The following is a 16,576-nucleotide window of genomic DNA, read 5'->3' as shown; positions in this document are numbered from 1 at the left end:
GCCGAGCGGCATCCTGTCCGACGGCGGTCCATCTTTCAACGGGCCGAAGGAGCGCGCGCTTAGGAGGTAGGTTCCGGCCAGCGTTCCGAGAGCGCCGCCCCCAACTCGCGCAGGACCGCCGCCCAGTCACCCGGCGCGGGCTGACGGAACAGGCGCATGCGCGGGTACCAGAGGCTCTCGGTGCCCGAGCGCAGCCAGCGCCAGTTCGGCACATGGTTCAGGAGCGTGAAGGTCGGCACCCCCAGCGCACCGGCGAGATGCACCGTCGAATTGTCGATGGAGATCACGAGGTCCATGGCTGCGATCAGGGCAGCCAAGCCATCGAGATCGTTCCAGGGGTCCACCGAGTCGTCCAACACCATGCGGACACCGGTTTGACGGCTGGCGGCCTCGATTTCCGGCTTGGTCCCGTCGTATTGCAGGCTTATCACCGTGCAGTCCATTCCCTGGAACAGGGAGAGGACATCGGCCAAATCGATATTTCTCGCGAGGGCGTTGGCCGTGTTCTTGGTGCGCCAGGACAGGCCAACCAGGCGCCCGCCCCTGTCCCCATTCCCGCCGATATGCCGGGACCGAAATTCTTCGCGCGCCCGCTGGTCCGGGCGGAGGAAGGGGCGCTGGCGTTGGAAGGAGGCGACGTCGGGCCGAAGATGCATGGGAAGGCTGCCGCAGGGGATCTGCGCGGCGATGTCCTGCCTGGTAAGCCGCGCGTCAGCCGGATTTCGGCGTGGAACCAGTTCCAGTCCGGGCAGGGATCTGCCGAACAGCGGGACGAGGCGGGCGTCGCATTCCAGGACGCAGTCCGTCCCCGCAGCCATGACCTCCGGCAGAAGGCTGGCGTAGAGGATCTCGTCGCCGATGCCCTGTTCCGCCCAGATCAGCAGCTTCCCGTTCCGGAACGGACGTCCGTCCCAGCGTGGCTGCGGAAAGGCTCGGCGGGTGCGCGGGGATCCTTCGCAGTGCAGGCCCTGTTCATAAGCGCGCCAGCCCTCCTCGAACAGGCCCTCGATCAGCAGCGTCAGGCTGCGATTGGCATGAAGGATGGGCATGTCCGGTGCGCGGCGCAGCGCCTCGGCGTGGGTTTCCATGGCGTCGTCGAAGCGTCCTTGCCGGTGAAGGGCAAGCGCCAGGTTGGTCAGGATTCTCGGTTCAGCCGGTGCCGCCGTGAGAGCGCGGCGGTAGAAGGCCGCCGCGGAGTCATAGCGGGCCAGCCGTTCCTCGGCGCCGCCGATGTTGTTCCAGGCGTCCGCCAGCGCCGGCCGCAGCGCGAGGGCTGCCCGATAGGCTGCCATGGCCGTCCCCGCTCCATGGCCCGATACGGTCTCCTGGCCGGTCAGGCCCTGTCGCGCCACTGCGAGCAGCAGGAACGCCCCGGCGTCCTCGGGCCAAAGGCGGACTGCCCGCTCCGCCGAGGTGACGACGTTCTGCGGACTGCCGGCCGCCAGGTGGACGCGCTCCTTGTAGGGTTCGGGCAAATCCGGAGCGGCAGCGATCGCGCAGCGGAGCGCCGCGTCCGCTTTGGCCGGATCGCGGAAGGCGGCATCGCGGCAGGCGATAGCCAAGCCCTGCCGCGCCGCGGGATGGTCGGGTTTCAGAGCGAGCGCGTGGAGGAAGGCGCCGACGGCCTCGCCAGCGCGCCCGCCCGCCCGCAAGGCGTTGCCGAGGTTGGCGTGATAATCGGCGTTGTCTCCGTACAAGGCGATCGCCTCCCCCAGCGCGGCGATCGCCTCTCCGGTGCGGCCTTGCTCGGCCAGGAGGACTCCCAGCAAATGATGGGCGTCCGCCAGATCCGGGACAGCTTCGACGATGCGGCGATACAGCAGTTCCGCCTCGGCGGGCCTGCCGCTTTGGTGAAGGTCGAAGGCGACAAGCAGGGCTTCCCGCGGCGTGGCCATGGTCTTCGCGAAAAAGTTCTGACGGGACGCGCGGGCGCGCGCTTGGCCCCAGAGTAACCGGGCCTGACGGCAAAAACGATGCCCATACCGCCCCCACGCGTGAGGCATGGGTGCCGTGTCCTGTTCTGGTCAATGCAGACCAGCGTGACCCTTTTGCCCTTTTTGGGTGTTGTCTTCTGTTAACGGCGGATTCAAAGGGGGATGCGCCCGGCTGCCCGGGTGCCTCCTGTGCCCTGGCGGCCGTCTTCAGGAAGCAACGAGGAGGCTCGACAAGCGATGTGTGGCATCAGCGGTGAGATACAACTCCGCGCCGGGCGCCCGGCCAGCTTGGCCGCGGTGGAAGCGATGGCGGGCACCATGACGGACCGCGGTCCGGATGGGCATGGTGCCTTCGCGCATGGCCGCGTGGCGTTCGGACACCGCCGGCTGAAGATCATCGATCTCAGCGAAGCCTCCCAGCAGCCGATGGTCGACGCCGAACTCGGCCTCGCCATCGTCTTCAACGGCTGCATCTACAACCACCATGAACTGCGCGCCGAATTGACGGAGCGCGGCTACCGCTTCTTCTCGGGCGGCGACACCGAGGTTCTGATCAAGGCCTATCATGCCTGGGGTCCGGATTTCGTGAAGCGCATGTACGGCATGTTCGCCTTTGCGATCCTGGAGCGCGACAGCGGCCGTGTCGTGCTCGGCCGCGACCGCCTCGGCATCAAGCCGCTCTACCTGGCCGAGGTGGACGGCGCCCTGCGCTTCGCCTCCACCGTGCCGGCCCTGCTCGCCTCGGGCGGGATCGACACGGACATCGATCCGGTGGCACTGCACCATTACATGAGCTTCCACGCCGTCGTCCCGGCGCCGCTCACCATCCTGAAGGGGGTGCGCAAGCTGCCGCCGGCGACGATCCTGACGGTGGAGCCCGACGGCACCCGCAAGGAGACGCGCTACTGGACCGTCAACTTCGGCCCGCGGCCCGGTGACGAGAAGAAGTCCTTCTCCGACTGGCAGGATGAGGTTCTCGACACGTTGCGCCTGTCGGTGAAGCGGCGCCTCGTCTCCGACGTGCCGGTCGGCGTCCTGCTGTCCGGCGGGCTGGACAGTTCGCTGATCACCGGACTGCTGGCCGAGGCCGGCCAGCATGGCCTCCAAACCTTCTCCATCGGCTTCGAGACGGTCGGCAGCGAAGCCGGGGATGAGTTCAAATACTCGGACATCGTCGCCAAGCGGTTCGAGACCGACCATCACCAGCTTTTCGTCGACAGCTCGCGCGCCCTGCCCGAGCTGGTGAACTGTGTGCGCGCCATGTCGGAGCCGATGGTCAGCCACGACAACATCGGCTTCTACCTCCTGTCGCAGGAGGTCGCCAAGCACGTCAAGGTGGTCCAGTCCGGCCAGGGCGCCGACGAGGTGTTCGGCGGCTATCACTGGTACCCGCCCCTGCTGGAAAGCCGCGATCCGGTCGCCGACTACGCCCGCGTCTTCTTCGACCGCGACCAGTCCGAGATGGCCGAAGCGCTGGACCCGCGCTTCGTCGGGGAGGATCACTCCCGGCGCTGGCTGGAGCGGATGTTCGCCGAGCCCGGCGCCGACCGCGCGGTCGACAAGGCGCTGCGGCTCGACACCACGGTCATGCTCGTGGACGACCCGGTCAAGCGCGTGGACAACATGACGATGGCCGCCGGGCTCGAGGCCCGCGTGCCCTTCCTCGACCATGACCTGGTCGAGCTGGCCGCGCGCATCCCCGCCGAGCACAAGGTCGGCGGCGACGGCAAGTACGTCCTCAAGGAAGCCTCCCGCCGCGTCATCCCGGCGGAGGTGATCGACCGGCCCAAGGGCTATTTCCCCGTGCCGGCGCTGAAATACCTGCGCGGCCCGTTCCTCGGGCTCGTCCGGGACGTGCTGAGCAGCCAGGCGGCGCGCGAGCGTTCGCTGTTCCGCCCCGACTACCTCAACCGCCTTCTCGACAACCCGGAGGAGCACATCACCCCGTTGCGCGGCTCCAAGCTCTGGCAGGTCGCGCTTCTGGAGTTCTGGCTGCAGGAACAAAAAATTTGAATCGTCTCGGGAGGAAAAGAGTCATGAGTCTCGCCCGCACGACCAGCCACCGGCTGGAACGGAACGCCGCCCTCTCTTTCGCCCGCTTCCGCCGCAACCGGCCCGAACGGGAGATCGAGCAGGAGGAGGCGCGCGGCGATGCCGTCCTCGACTGCGGGTGGGGCCGGCTGATCTTCGCTCACACCTTCGCCAACGTGGACCGCGTCGTCGAGACCCTGCGGGGCGAGGAACAGGGGCGCCGCGACATCGCGCTCTATCTCCAGGATCCGCACGTGGCGCTGGCCCGGGCGCCCCAGGACCTGTTCCTCGACCCGTCCCACACCTACCGCCTCTGGCTGACCGACTATCGGCCGAGCCGGCGCCGTCCGCGCGGCTACGCGGTGCACCGGCTGCGGCATCTGGAGGACGCGCAGGCGGTGAACCGGATCTACTCCAGCCGCGGCATGGTCGGCGTCGATCCGGAATTCCTGGTCGCCAACCGGCACAGCCGCTCCCTGTCGCACTTCGTCGCGGTGGACATCCGGACCGGACAGGCGGTCGGCACGGTGACCGGGGTTGACCACCGCCGCGCCTTCGGCGATCCGGAGCAGGGCAGCTCCCTCTGGTGCCTCGCGGTGGACCCGCAGGCCTCCTTCCCCGGCATCGGCGAAACGCTGGTGCGCACCATCGCGGAGCACTTCCTGGCGCGCGGTCGGGCCTTCGTGGATCTGTCCGTGCTGCACGACAACGATTCGGCGATCGCGCTTTACGAAAAGCTGGGCTTCCGCCGCATCCAGGCCTTCTCCGTCAAGAAAAAGAACCCCATCAACGAGCGACTGTTCATGGCCCCCCCGCCCGAAGAGAAGCTGAACCCCTACGCGACCATTCTCGTCAACGAAGCGCGCCGCCGCGGCATCGGCGTGGAGGTGGTGGACGCCGAAGGGGGCTATTTCTGCCTCAGCTCCGGCGGGCGCAGCGTGATGTGCCGCGAGAGCCTGACCGAGCTGACCAGCGCCGTCGCCATGAGCCGTTGCGACGACAAGACGGTGACGCGTCGCGTCCTCCAAAAGGCCGGGCTGTCGGTCCCCGCCCAGACGCTGTCGACGGACCCGGAAGCAGACGCCGCCTTCCTCAAGCAGCACGGCAGCGTCGTCGTGAAGCCCGCGCGCGGCGAACAGGGGCGCGGCATCACGGTGGATGTGCGCGATCCGGAAACCCTGGCGGCTGCCGTCGAGACGGCGCGCCGCGTCTGCGAAACCGTCCTGCTGGAGCAGTTCTTCGAAGGCCATGACCTGCGGGTCATCGTCATCGGCTTCGAGGTCGTGGCCGCCGCCATCCGCCGCCCGGCCCAGGTGGTCGGCGACGGGGAGCACAGCGTCCGTGAGCTGATCGAATCGACCAGCCGCCGCCGCGCCGCAGCCACGGGCGGCGAAAGCCGCATTCCCATGGACGCGGAAACGGAGCGCTGCGTGCGCAACGCCGGATGTTCGATGGACGACGTGCTGCCGGACGGCACCGTGCTGCCGGTCCGCAAGACGGCCAACCTGCACACCGGCGGCACCATCCACGACGTGACCGCCCAGCTCCACCCGGCGCTCGCCAAGGCGTCGATCGAGGCGGCGCGGGCGCTGAACATCCCGGTGGTCGGGCTCGACCTGCTGATCAAGGCGCCGGACCAGCCGGACCATGTCTTCATCGAGGCGAACGAGCGGCCGGGCCTCGCAAACCACGAGCCGCAGCCGACGGCGGAGCGCTTCATCGACCTGCTCTTCCCGCACACCAAGGGTGCCGCCTGATGCAGAAAACCTACAGACCGGAGGAACTGCGCATCGACATGGACTATGTCCTGGGCACGCTGCGCAAGCTTCTGGACATACCGAGCCCGACCGGCTTCACCGACGCCGCCGAGCGCTTCTGCTGCGAGGAACTGGAGCGGCTCGGCATTCCCTATGACCTGACCCGGCGCGGAGCGATCCGCGCCGACCTCAAGGGGCGGCGGAACACCCCGGACCGGGCGCTGGTCGCCCACATCGACACGCTGGGCGCCCAGGTCAAGCGGTTGAAGGAGAACGGGCGGCTGGAGATCGTGCGCATCGGCCACTGGTCGGCGCGATTCGCGGAAGGCTCCCGCTGCACGATCTTCACGGACACCGGCCAGTACCGCGGGACCATCCTTCCCCTGAAGGCCTCGGGCCACACCTACGGCGACGACGTGGACACGCAGGACACCGGGTGGCCCTATGTGGAGCTGCGGGTGGACGCGCGCTGCGACAGCATCGCCGATCTCGTGGCGCACGGCATCAACGTCGGCGACTGCGTCGCCATCGACACACAGCCGGAGTTCCTGCCCAACGGCTTCATCAACGCTCGCCATCTGGACGACAAGGCGGGCGTCGCCACCATGCTGGGGGCGGCGAAGGCTGTGCTGGACGCCGGGATCGAGCTGCCGATCGACTGCCACCTGCTCTTCACCATCTCGGAGGAGGTCGGGTCGGGCGCCTCCTCCGTCCTGCACCAGGACGTGGCGGAGATGGTGACCATCGACAACGCGACCGTGGCGCCCGGCCAGAACAGCTACGAGTACGGCGTCACGGTCGCCATGGCCGACAGCACCGGCCCCTTCGACCGGCGACTGACCCGCTCGCTTCTGACGCTCTGCCAGGATTACGGCATTCCGCACCAGCGCGACATTTTCCGCTATTACCGCTGCGACAGCGCGTCGGCCATCGAGGCGGGCAGCGACATCCGCACCGCACTGGTCACATTCGGCCTGGACGCCTCCCACGGCTACGAGCGCATCCACGCGGATTCGCTTGAGGCTCTGACCCGGCTCCTGGTCGTCTACCTGCAAAGCCAGCCCGAGGACAGCGCCTGATCCCGCCCCTGTAGGCCAGCGCTTCCCGGACCCTGGAAAGTCGGTGCCAAGCCCCTGGACGGCTTGGCGCCGCGCTGCTATTGCGCCCCAGGACAGTCGGACAAACAGACAGACCCTTGGACGGAGGCGGCTATGGAACGCGTGATGTTCGTCGAGCTGGGCATGGGGGCCGACCTGCACGGTCAGAGCGTCACCAAGGCTGCCATCCGCGCGGCCCGCAACGCCATCGAGCGCAACTCCATGCCGGGCATGCGCGCACTGGTCGGCGGAGACACGGCCAACATGAAGGTCCATGTCCGCCTGGCCGTCCCGGCCGACAAGGGCAAGCTGGACCTCGAGGCCGTCCGTGCGGTCTTCCCCTATGGGCAGGTCACCTTCGACGTCGTGGACGGCGGCATGCTGACCCCCAGCGGAATCCTCCTGGCCGACAAGGACGACACGCAGGACATGATCTACATCGTGAACGCCGCAGTCGAGGTGGGCTATTAGCCCGCTGCCAGCTGTTGGTGGCGGCGCGATCCGGATTTATAATCCGGGTCCATGGACAACACCCTCCAGGGCGCGATGCGCCTGCACCAGGCCGGACGTCACGCCGAGGCCGAGCCGATCTACCGGACGATCCTCGACCGGGAGCCGGAGAACCGCGACGCGCTCCAGCTCCTCGCGCTGCTGATGGTGAACACCGGGCGGCCGGAGCAGGCCGCTGGTTTGTTCCGGCAGATCCTGCGCCTGGATCCCGGCGCGGTGCCGATGCTCGCCAATCTCGCCGCGGCCCTGCGCTTGGCCGGCAAGGAGGAGGAGGCGGACGGCTGCCTGCGGCGCGCTTTGGCGCTCGACCCCAGCCGTACGGATTCCTGGTTCACCCTCGCCAATTCCGCCGGAAAACGGAACTTGGCCGCGCCTGCGGCGCGCGGGTACCGGCGCGCCCTCGCCCTGAACCCGGCGCATGGCGGAGCGGCCGCCAACCTCGCGGCACTTCTGCGCGACTGGGGACCGCGCCTCAACAAGGCCGCGCGGCTGAAGGAGACCGGACGGCTGCCCGGCACGGACCTCGATACCCTCGCCGAAGGGGCGCTCGCGCTTGACGCGGTCGGCGAACCCATGGCGGCGGAGGAAACGGCCCGCCGGGCCCTTGGGCTGGACAGCGGAAGCCCGGCCATGAACGCGCTGCTGGGCCGTTTGCTCCTGGACCGGAGCGGCATCGCCGGGGTAAAGCCCGGAAAGCCCTTCGCCGTGGACAAGGCCCTGGCCGTGGAAGCTGTCGCGGCGCTCGGCAGGGCCGCGACCGCCGCTCCCGGCGATGATGAGGCCGAACGGCTTCAGGTCGCTGCCGTCGCGACCCTGGTTCAGGCAGGGATGGCCGACGAGCAGGTGCTGCGCGAGGGCGCGCGGGCCGCGTGGCGCCGGCTGCGCCGCCATCCGAAGGACACGGTCGCGGCGTCGGTCGTGGGGTACCACATCTACCGCAGCGGACGCCTGCGGCTGGCGAGCCGGCTCAACCGGCTGTTCCAGGCGCGCTTCACGGCACAGGAAGTCGCCCGGGAGCACGAACTCGGCATCTGGGCCATGCTGCGGGCCGACGAGGCCTTCTTCCGGTCCTTGCCCACGGCGGCGGAGGTGACCGAGGGCATGGTTCCGCTGGAGATCGTCATGGAACCGGCACCGGACGCGGTTGCGGACTCCACGGAGCCCGCAATCCTGATCTCCTGCGACGACGTCTACTGCCGCCGTTTCGCGCCGTCTCTCCTGGAATCCGTGGCGAAACGCATGCCCGGTGCGACCGTCATCGTGCATGTGGTCACCCCCTTCGCCGAGACCGGGGAGCTACTTGCCCGCTGGGGGCGGGATCCGCGCCTGCGGCTCTGCCATTCCCGCGAACGGCCCGACACGGCCGGCTGGCCGGACATCAAGCGGATTTCCTACTATGCCGCGGGCCGCTTCATCCGCGCCTACCAGTGGCAGCAGCGATTGAAGCGCCCGCTGATCGTGCTGGACACCGACGCAACCGTTACCGCAGACCTTCGGGAATTTCGGACGGACATGGACGGGTATGACGTCGGGCTGTTGATCGACCCGCGCCGCCGCGGTCCGTCGCGCGAAGTGACGGTTTGCTTCAACTACTACAACAGCACGGATGGGGGTGTCCGCTTCTTCTCCCTGCTGGTCGCCTACATCGGGCATTTCCTGCGGCAGCCGAACGTGTACTGGCTGCTGGACCAGACGGCCCCTTACGCGGTCCTCGACTGGATGAGCAGGCACGATCCGATCCGTGTCCGCGCCTATGATTTCCTGAACTTCCCCTATTGCCGATTCGTCGGAGCGAAGTGATGAATCCCGGCCCCTAATCGGGGGTAACACCTTCACAAAGCTGTCATATTGCCTCCAAAAAGCGTTGCAGCCGCACAAGCCCGACCAAGGGCTGCAACAGGGGAGGAGTGGCCTTGACCACGGCGGTCGATCTCTGGGTCATCGAGCATCTGAACGCGTTCAGCCGGGTGAGTTTCACCTTCGACAAGACCGTCTACGTCATCGCGCAGACGGATCTGCTGAAGGGTGGCGTTCTCATGGCGATCCTCTGGTGGTGCTGGACGCGCCGGGATGGACGGCTGATCGGCGAGGATCTCTACGCCGTGCGGACGGTCGTCGGGGCGCTGCTGGCGATCCTGGTCGGGCGCGCCATGCAGAACTACCTGCCAATGCGGCTGAGGCCTGGCCACGAACCCACGCTTGATTTCGTGCTTCCGCACACCGTCGACATGGCCGGCGTGGACGGCTGGAGTTCCTTCCCGAGCGACCACGCGGTGCTGTTCTTCGGCCTTTCCTTCGCGATCTGGAAGGCGAGCCGATGGCTCGGGCTCGCCGCCTTCCTGTGGACGCTCCTGGTGATCTGCCTTCCCCGGGTCTATCTCGGATTCCACTACGCGACCGACATCATCGTCGGCGGTCTGGTCGGCGTCGCCGTGGTGGCTTTCGCCATGTGGGTGCGTCTACCGGGCTGGCTGCATCGCGGGCTGGCCTGGCTCCAGGCCAGCCAGCCCGGCGTGGTCTACGCCCTGGCCTTCCTGGGCACCTACCAGATGGCGACGGTCTTCGCCAACGCACGCCGCATCGTCGAAGGGGTGTCGGTGGTCCTGCTGGGAAGCTGATGGCGCCCGCCGCCGGGCCAGGGCGGGACGCAATGTGAACCTTTCCGGTCGCGCAGGGACAGGCTTTGCGCAAAGGGGCGGATCAGTCTAAACCCTTGCCCTTCCTTTCCTTCCGACCGGTCCGGCCATGGTCCAGATCTTCCGTTCCATATCCTCGCTGATGTGCGCCGTGGCGCTGCTGATGCTCGGCACCGGCATGCTGGGCACGCTGGTGAGCGTCCAGCTGGCCGCCGCCGGCGCGCAGTCCTTCGCGATCGGCGTGACCATGGCGGCCTACTACGCCGGGCTCACGGCCGGGTCGCTCTACGCCTACAAGCTGATCGCGCGGGTCGGCCACATCCGCGCCTTCTCGGCGCTGGCATCGGCCCTGTCGGCGGCGGCGCTCGCCCATGTGCTGGCCCTCGACCTCGTCCTCTGGGCGGTTCTGCGCCTGATCGAGGGCTTCTGCATGGCCGGTCTCTTCATCTGCATCGAGAGTTGGCTGAACCACCAGGCGACGCCACGCAACCGCGGGCAGCTGCTGTCCTTCTACATGATCACGCTCTACGGGGCGATGGCGCTGGGCCAGCAGCTCCTCACGCTGGAGGATCCGAGCGGGACCCTGCGCTTCACCGTGACGTCGCTGCTGCTGTCTGTGGCGCTTCTGCCGGTCGCGCTGACACGCGTGGCGCCACCCGTGCTGCCCGACATCCGGTCCTTCGGGTACCGCAGGCTCTACGAGGCCTCGCCGCTGGGGGTGGTGGGCACCGTCATCAGCGGGCTTGTTTCGGGCGCCATCTACGGCATGGCCCCGGTCTACGCCACGCGCTTGAATTTCGGGGATGCCGGGACGGCGCTCTTCATGACGGTGATCATCCTCGGCGGGATGCTGCTGCAATGGCCGCTCGGCAAGCTGTCGGACCTGTTCGACCGTCGTACCGTCATCATCGGCCTGTCGGCGGCCTTAGCCCTGACCAGCGCCGCCATGGCCGCCGCCGCCGGACTGCCGTCGCAATGGCCGCTCTTCGCGGTGTCGCTGCTGTTCGGCGGGCTGGCCTTCACGCTCTACCCCGTCTGCATCGCCCACACCAACGACCACATCGACGGCGCCGACCTCGTCGCCGCGAGCGGCGGCCTGATCCTGGCCTTTTCGGTTGGGGCCACCGTCGGACCGCTGGCGGCCTCGGGGACCATGTCGGCCATCGGGCCGTCGGGCCTGTTCGCCTTCACCGGCGCCTGCGCGCTTGGGGCGATGGTGCTCGGCCTGTGGCGGACCCGCATGCGTCCGCCGCCCCCCGCCGAGGCGCAGGGTCCCTTCCGCGCCCTGCCGAACACCACGCCGGTCATTGCGCCGCTCGACCCGCGCGGCGAGGAGTCGCAGGGTTCCCTGAAGCTGGACTGAGACTGCGAGGCGGCCGGAGGACTGAACCCTCGTGCCGGTGCGGCGGGGCTGTTAGAGTGGGGCGGGTGGAAACGCAAAAAAGACCCGTCCCGAAAAACAGGCGCGCGAACCAGGGCATGCAGACCAACAACACACAGCAGGACCACGGCTCCGCCATTCCTGCCCTGTCCGTCGAATCCGTCAGCTTCGGCTACGGCGAACGGCAGGCGCTCTCCGACGTGCGCTTCACCGCTCCGGCGGGCCGTTTCACGGCCCTGCTCGGCCCAAACGGCGCCGGCAAGACGACGCTCTTCGCGCTGATCACGCGGCTTCACCGGGCGCCCTCCGGCCGCATCGCGATCCTAGGCCATGACCTGGCGACCGATCCGGGCGCGGCGCTGGCCCGGCTCGGCATCGTGTTCCAGCAGCCGACCCTCGACCTCGACCTTTCCGTGGCGCAGAACCTGCGCTATTTCGCGGCCCTGCACGGCATCGGCCGAAGCGAGGCGAACCGGCGGCTGGAGGAGGAGCTGTCGCGGCTGGACATGCTGGAGCGGGCGGGCGAGAAGGTTCGCAAGCTGAACGGCGGGCATCGCCGCAGGGTGGAGATCGCCCGCGCCCTGCTGCACCGCCCAGCCCTGCTGCTGCTCGACGAGCCGACGGTCGGGCTCGACCTGCCGACCCGCCGCCGGCTGATCGACCATGTCCACTCCCTGTGCCGGGACGAGGGCATCGCCGCCCTCTGGGCCACCCACTTGATCGACGAGATCGACCCGGCGGCCGACCGCGTGGTCGTGCTGCACCGGGGCCGCATCCGCGACGAGGGCGACGTGGCGGAGGTCATGAAGCGCTCCGGCGCGCCGAGCCTCGCCAACGCTTTCGACCGGCTGACCGCCGAAGCCCCGCGCGAGGGAGCCGCCGCATGAACGCCTGGATCACCTGCCTGTACGGCATCCTGACGCGCGAACTGCTGCGCTTCCTGCATCAGCGCGAACGCTTCCTGGGCGCGCTGGTGCGGCCGCTCGTCTGGCTTTTCATCTTCGCCGCCGGCTTCCGCGCGGCGCTGGGTATTTCCATCATCCCGCCCTACGAGACCTACATCACCTACGAGACCTACATCGTCCCCGGCCTCGTGGCGATGATCCAGCTCTTCAACGGGATGCAGAGTTCGCTGTCCATGGTCTACGACCGCGAGATGGGCAGCATGCGGATCCTGCTGTCGAGCCCCCTGCCCCGCTGGTATCTGCTGGTCTGCAAGCTGCTGGCCGGCGTCGCGGTGTCCGTCCTCCAGGCCTACGCCTTTCTCCTCATCGCCCTGGCCTACGGCATCGAGCTGCCGGCCATGGGATGGGTGACGGTGCTGCCGGCGCTGATCGTCAACGGGCTGATGCTGGGGGCGCTCGGCATGCTGCTCTCCTCGACGATCCGGCAGCTCGAGAATTTCGCGGGGGTGATGAACTTCGTCGTCTTCCCGCTCTTCTTCCTCTCCTCGGCCCTCTATCCGCTCTACAAAATGCAGGAGTCGAGCGAGCTTCTGTACACGCTCTGCCGCCTCAACCCCTTTACCCACGGGGTGGAGCTGATCCGCCACGCGCTCTACGGGCAGTTCAGCGCGGAAGCCGCCCTGGTGGTGCTGGGCTCGCTGCTGCTGTTCATGGTCCTGGCGATCCGCGGCTATTCCCCGACGCGCGGCATGACCAACCGTGGCCCTGCGGCGGCGGCGGAGTAGCCGGCGCCCTATCCGAACTCCACCACGCCGCCCAAGCGCTCCTTCAGCTCCAGACGGAACGCCTCGACCGAGGCGTCGTCGCGCTGGACCATCCCGACCGGCACCTCCGCGACCACGGACGAGGGCGAGGCCGACAGGAAGACGATGCGGTCGGCGAGCTGGATTGCCTCCCTCAGGTCGTGGGTCACGAACAGCGTCGTGATCCGCCGCCGCTCCAGCAGCGCGCGTAGGAGGGCACGCAACCGCTGCGCGGTGGGCTCGTCGAGCGACACGAAGGGCTCGTCCATCAGCAGCAGCTCGGGCTCGATGGAGAAGGCGCGGGCGATGGCGACACGGCGCTGCATGCCCACCGACAGGTGCTCCGGGTAGGCGTTCAGCGCATCGTCAAGCCCGACCGCCGCCAGTTCCGCCCGGGCGCGAGCCTCGGCTCCGCCGCCGGGCGGCTGAGCCAGGACGACATTCTCCAGCACGGTCCGCCAGGGCAGGAGGCGCGGGTTCTGGAACACCATGCCGAGACGCGCCTCGGGCACCCGGCGCTCGCCGTCGAAATCGCGGTCCAGCCCGGCCAGGATGTTCAGCAGCGTGGTCTTGCCGCAGCCGGACGGCCCGACCAGCGCCACGAACTCGCCCTTCGCCAACTCCAGCCGGAGCCCGCGGATCGCCACGCGCGGCGTGGGGCCGTCATAGAGTTTTTCACGCACATGGATGAACATGTCAGCGCCGCCAGCGCCGGCTGCGGCGCTCGATCGGCTGGAAGACGGTCCATTCGACAAACGCGACGACGGCGATGAAGGCCAGGGCGTAGGCGAGGATGGAGGCGACGTCGAACATCTGGAAATAGACATGGAGCTGGAACCCGACCCCGGAGCTGCGTCCCAGCAGTTCGACCACCAGGACGATCTTCCAAATGAGGGCGAGCCCGGAACGGGCCGCCGCCAGGAAATAGGGCAAGAGCTGGGGAAGAACGAGGTGCCGCAGGGTCCGGGACGGGCCGAACCGGTAGACCCGTGCCATCTCCAGCAAGTCGCGGTCGATGGTCCTGGCACCCTCCCGCATCACCACGGCAACGTTCGGGATCTTGTTGACCGCCACGGCCAGCAGCGCCGCCGCCTCGCTCAGCCCGAACCAGACATAGGCCAGGATGATGATGACCAGCGCCGGCATGTTCAGGAAGAACAGCAGCCAGCCGTCGAACAGCCGGTCGAGCAGCGCCGACCGGCCGAGCGCGATGCCGATGGCGGCGCCGATCACCATGGACAGCACGAAGGCGATGGACACCCGCGCGAGCGTCGCCCCCAGATGGAGGAACAGCTCGCCCTGGAGTGCGGCGTCGATGATCACCTCCAGCACCGTCCAGGGGGACGGCAGCAGGCGGCTGGATGCCACCGCCGCCGCGATCTGCCAAACGGTGACCAGTGAAAGGAAGGACAGCGCGCGCTGCCAGGCGACCGTCTGCCAAGCCGTCGTGCCCACCATCCCGGATCAGCCTCCTTCCGGCGGCATCCGGACGCCGGGCCAGAAGGTGCCCTCGGCGAGTGCCGTGCCGCGCCCGACGAGGTCCTGGCCGCCGATCTCCGCCAGGATGCCGTAGAGCTTGGCCGCACCCGCCCGCTCATTCTCGCCCCAATGGCGCGGGATGCCGGCGCGGTAGCCCTCCCGCAGGGCCGTGAAGGCGGCCGCGTTCTCCGCCTGCACCAGGGGGCGGAGCGGCTCCCAGGCCGCGTCGTCGCGGGCCAGCAGCATCTTGGTCCGCCAGCTCGCGCCGACGAAGGATTCCAGAAGGCGCGGGTGCTTGGCGGCCCAGGACTCGCGGAACAGGTAGCCGAGCGCCGGCGGCGCCGTCTCGACCCCAAGACGGGCCGCGACCTCCTCCACGTCGATCAGCCGCCGGTGCCCCTGTGCTTCCAGCTTCGCGCCGTAATTCCAGTAGGTCAGCGCGGCGTCGAGACGGCCGGCCTCGAACTGCTGGTTCAGCAGGGGTGGTGCTGCGAAGGTCGGCTCGGCATCCTTCGCGAGGTCAAAGCCATGCTCCTTCTCAACCAGTGCACGCAGAAGCAGCCAATTCTTGTCGAGCGGCCCGCCGGCCACGCCGATGCGTTTGCCCTTCAGGTCGGCCAGCGAGGCGAGGGACGACTCCTTTGGCACCACCAGCCCGCCGACCGCCGTGGAGTAGGGAACGAAGCTGATGTCCTCCCCCTCGCTGCGCTGGCGCGAGGTCCACAGCCAGTCCCCGACGATCATGTCCACCCGGCCGCCCATCAACGCGACCTTTCCGGCCTCGGAGTTGGCAAGCTCCACGATTTCCACGTCCAGGCCCGCGGCACGGTCCAGCCCGTTGCGGACCATCGTGTCGATCTCCCAGCTCACCGTGCCGAACTTGGCGAGCCCGATCCGCAACGGCACCGGCTCGGTGGCCTGGGCGATGCCCGCGGTCATCGCCAGCAGGACGGCCAGGCCTCTGAATGCTTTGGCGAACATTGCAACTCCGGGTTACTTTTCGGCCGGGCATCGGCGGCTGGGCGGCGCGCCGGACCGGGCGTCGATGTTGGCTGGCCAGATATTCGGCGCTCACGCCTTCGTGCGCAACAGGCCTATCGTGTTGAGGACAGATTGCTAGTATGTCATATAGTATGGTGTAGCTGACGTTCCCGGGCCGCGGCCCGGCCCCTCAAAGCCGCCGACCTGTTTACGCCTTGGGAGAGAACGACGTGGAAAGCGCCAAAGTGCTCATCGCGGACGACCACCCGCTGTTCCGGGAGGCGTTGCGCCAAGTGGTGGACAGCGCCTTCAGCGCCTGCAGCTATCACGAGGCCAAGAACCTGCCCGACGCCCTGAGCATGGCCACCGGTGGGGATTTCGACCTCATCCTGCTCGACCTCCGCATGCCCGGCATGAACGGCTTCACCGGCCTCGTGACCATGCGCAACGAGGTTCCGGCGACGCCCATCGTCGTGGTGTCCGCCGACGAGGAGCCTGATTCGATTCACGAGGCGATCACCTTCGGCGCCTCGGGCTTCATCCCGAAGTCGCTGTCGAAGGAGCAGATGGTCCAGGCCGTGCGCAACGTGCTGCAGGGGGACGTCTTCCTGCCCTTCGACCATCTGGAATCGCAGGGGCAGACGGCGCTGGACGACGGCGACTTCGGCAGCCGCATCGCCCAGCTGACCGCCCAGCAGCGCAAGGTCCTGGAGATGCTCGTGCGCGGCAAGTCGAACAAGGTGATCGCCTTCGAACTCGATCTCGCCGAAAGCACGGTGAAGGCGCATGTCTCGGCCGTCCTGCGCAAGCTGAACGTCACCAGCCGCACCCAGGCCGTCATCAACGCCGGAAAGATCACGCCGAAGCTGGTCGAACTGCGGGCCTGAGGCCTGCGGCACGCCGGAAAAGGGAGAAAGGCGGCGCCAGCGGGTGCCGCCTTTTTCTTGGTGCGCCCAGCATGGGCGTTCTCTTGGTGCGCCCAGCATGGGCGTTCTCTTGGTGCGCCCAGCATGGGCGTTCTCTTGTGGGTGCAAGTCCCATCGTAAGCTGATCACGGCGAGC

General features: G+C 68.2%; 14 protein-coding genes. 10 read left to right on the top strand and 4 right to left on the bottom strand.

Features of this window, described 5'->3' with window-relative positions:
• Positions 1 to 59: 59 nt before the first annotated feature.
• Positions 60 to 1,895 carry a tetratricopeptide repeat protein gene (locus JUB11_RS11775; RefSeq protein WP_207458736.1) on the bottom strand — a complete coding sequence of 612 codons (1,836 nt, stop codon included), beginning with the start codon at positions 1,893 to 1,895 and terminating at the stop codon, positions 60 to 62.
• A 276-nt stretch (positions 1,896 to 2,171) separates the two neighbouring features.
• On the opposite strand from JUB11_RS11775, the gene JUB11_RS11770 reads away from it, so the two are divergent.
• The 9 genes from JUB11_RS11770 to JUB11_RS11730 all read left to right on the top strand — a co-directional run bounded on the left by JUB11_RS11770 (position 2,172) and on the right by JUB11_RS11730 (position 13,036).
• A complete protein-coding gene (locus JUB11_RS11770; RefSeq protein WP_207458735.1) occupies positions 2,172 to 3,947 on the top strand; it encodes an N-acetylglutaminylglutamine amidotransferase in 1,776 nt (591 codons plus the stop codon).
• 23 nt (positions 3,948 to 3,970) lie between these two features.
• On the top strand, positions 3,971 to 5,722 hold the full coding sequence (gene ngg / locus JUB11_RS11765; RefSeq protein ID WP_207458734.1) for an N-acetylglutaminylglutamine synthetase: 1,752 nt from the start codon (positions 3,971 to 3,973) through the stop codon (positions 5,720 to 5,722).
• Positions 5,722 to 6,801: an osmoprotectant NAGGN system M42 family peptidase gene (locus JUB11_RS11760; protein WP_207458733.1), complete on the top strand. Its 1,080-nt coding sequence runs from the start codon at positions 5,722 to 5,724 to the stop codon at positions 6,799 to 6,801. The genes ngg and JUB11_RS11760 overlap by 1 nt, the downstream gene beginning before the upstream one ends.
• A 132-nt stretch (positions 6,802 to 6,933) precedes the next feature.
• The gene (locus JUB11_RS11755) at positions 6,934 to 7,290 is read left to right on the top strand and encodes a Lin0512 family protein (RefSeq protein ID WP_207458732.1); all 357 of its coding nucleotides are present in this window, start codon (positions 6,934 to 6,936) and stop codon (positions 7,288 to 7,290) included.
• 51 nt (positions 7,291 to 7,341) lie between these two features.
• Positions 7,342 to 9,129: a tetratricopeptide repeat protein gene (locus JUB11_RS11750; RefSeq protein WP_207458731.1), complete on the top strand. Its 1,788-nt coding sequence runs from the start codon at positions 7,342 to 7,344 to the stop codon at positions 9,127 to 9,129.
• Positions 9,130 to 9,242: 113 nt separating this feature from the next.
• Positions 9,243 to 9,947 carry a phosphatase PAP2 family protein gene (locus tag JUB11_RS11745; RefSeq protein WP_207458730.1) on the top strand — a complete coding sequence of 235 codons (705 nt, stop codon included), beginning with the start codon at positions 9,243 to 9,245 and terminating at the stop codon, positions 9,945 to 9,947.
• 127 nt (positions 9,948 to 10,074) lie between these two features.
• Entirely contained in the window at positions 10,075 to 11,328 is a 1,254-nt protein-coding gene (locus JUB11_RS11740) for an MFS transporter (RefSeq protein ID WP_207458729.1), read from the top strand.
• A gap of 116 nt (positions 11,329 to 11,444) precedes the next feature.
• Entirely contained in the window at positions 11,445 to 12,233 is a 789-nt protein-coding gene (locus JUB11_RS11735) for an ABC transporter ATP-binding protein (protein WP_207458728.1), read from the top strand.
• Complete coding sequence (locus JUB11_RS11730) at positions 12,230 to 13,036, top strand: ABC transporter permease (RefSeq protein ID WP_207458727.1); 807 nt, start codon at positions 12,230 to 12,232, stop codon at positions 13,034 to 13,036. The genes JUB11_RS11735 and JUB11_RS11730 overlap by 4 nt, the downstream gene beginning before the upstream one ends.
• 8 nt (positions 13,037 to 13,044) lie before the next feature.
• Here JUB11_RS11730 and JUB11_RS11725 read toward each other — a convergent pair whose 3' ends face one another.
• Genes JUB11_RS11725 through JUB11_RS11715 form a run of 3 tightly spaced genes read right to left on the bottom strand, consistent with a single transcriptional unit; the run spans position 13,045 to position 15,514 of the window.
• Positions 13,045 to 13,749, bottom strand: coding sequence for an ATP-binding cassette domain-containing protein (locus tag JUB11_RS11725; RefSeq protein ID WP_207458726.1), 705 nt, complete (start codon positions 13,747 to 13,749; stop codon positions 13,045 to 13,047).
• A gap of 1 nt (position 13,750) precedes the next feature.
• Positions 13,751 to 14,512: an ABC transporter permease gene (locus tag JUB11_RS11720; protein ID WP_207458725.1), complete on the bottom strand. Its 762-nt coding sequence runs from the start codon at positions 14,510 to 14,512 to the stop codon at positions 13,751 to 13,753.
• A 6-nt stretch (positions 14,513 to 14,518) separates the two neighbouring features.
• Positions 14,519 to 15,514: an ABC transporter substrate-binding protein gene (locus tag JUB11_RS11715; RefSeq protein ID WP_207458724.1), complete on the bottom strand. Its 996-nt coding sequence runs from the start codon at positions 15,512 to 15,514 to the stop codon at positions 14,519 to 14,521.
• A gap of 230 nt (positions 15,515 to 15,744) precedes the next feature.
• On the opposite strand from JUB11_RS11715, the gene JUB11_RS11710 reads away from it, so the two are divergent.
• Entirely contained in the window at positions 15,745 to 16,401 is a 657-nt protein-coding gene (locus tag JUB11_RS11710) for a response regulator (protein ID WP_207458723.1), read from the top strand.
• Positions 16,402 to 16,576 lie beyond the last annotated feature (175 nt).

The organism is Azospirillum sp. SYSU D00513 (genome assembly GCF_017356015.1).
Classification (GTDB): domain Bacteria; phylum Pseudomonadota; class Alphaproteobacteria; order Azospirillales; family Azospirillaceae; genus Azospirillum.
Note: the sequence above shows the minus strand (reverse complement) of the source record. Positions and strands in the feature narration are given on the sequence as shown.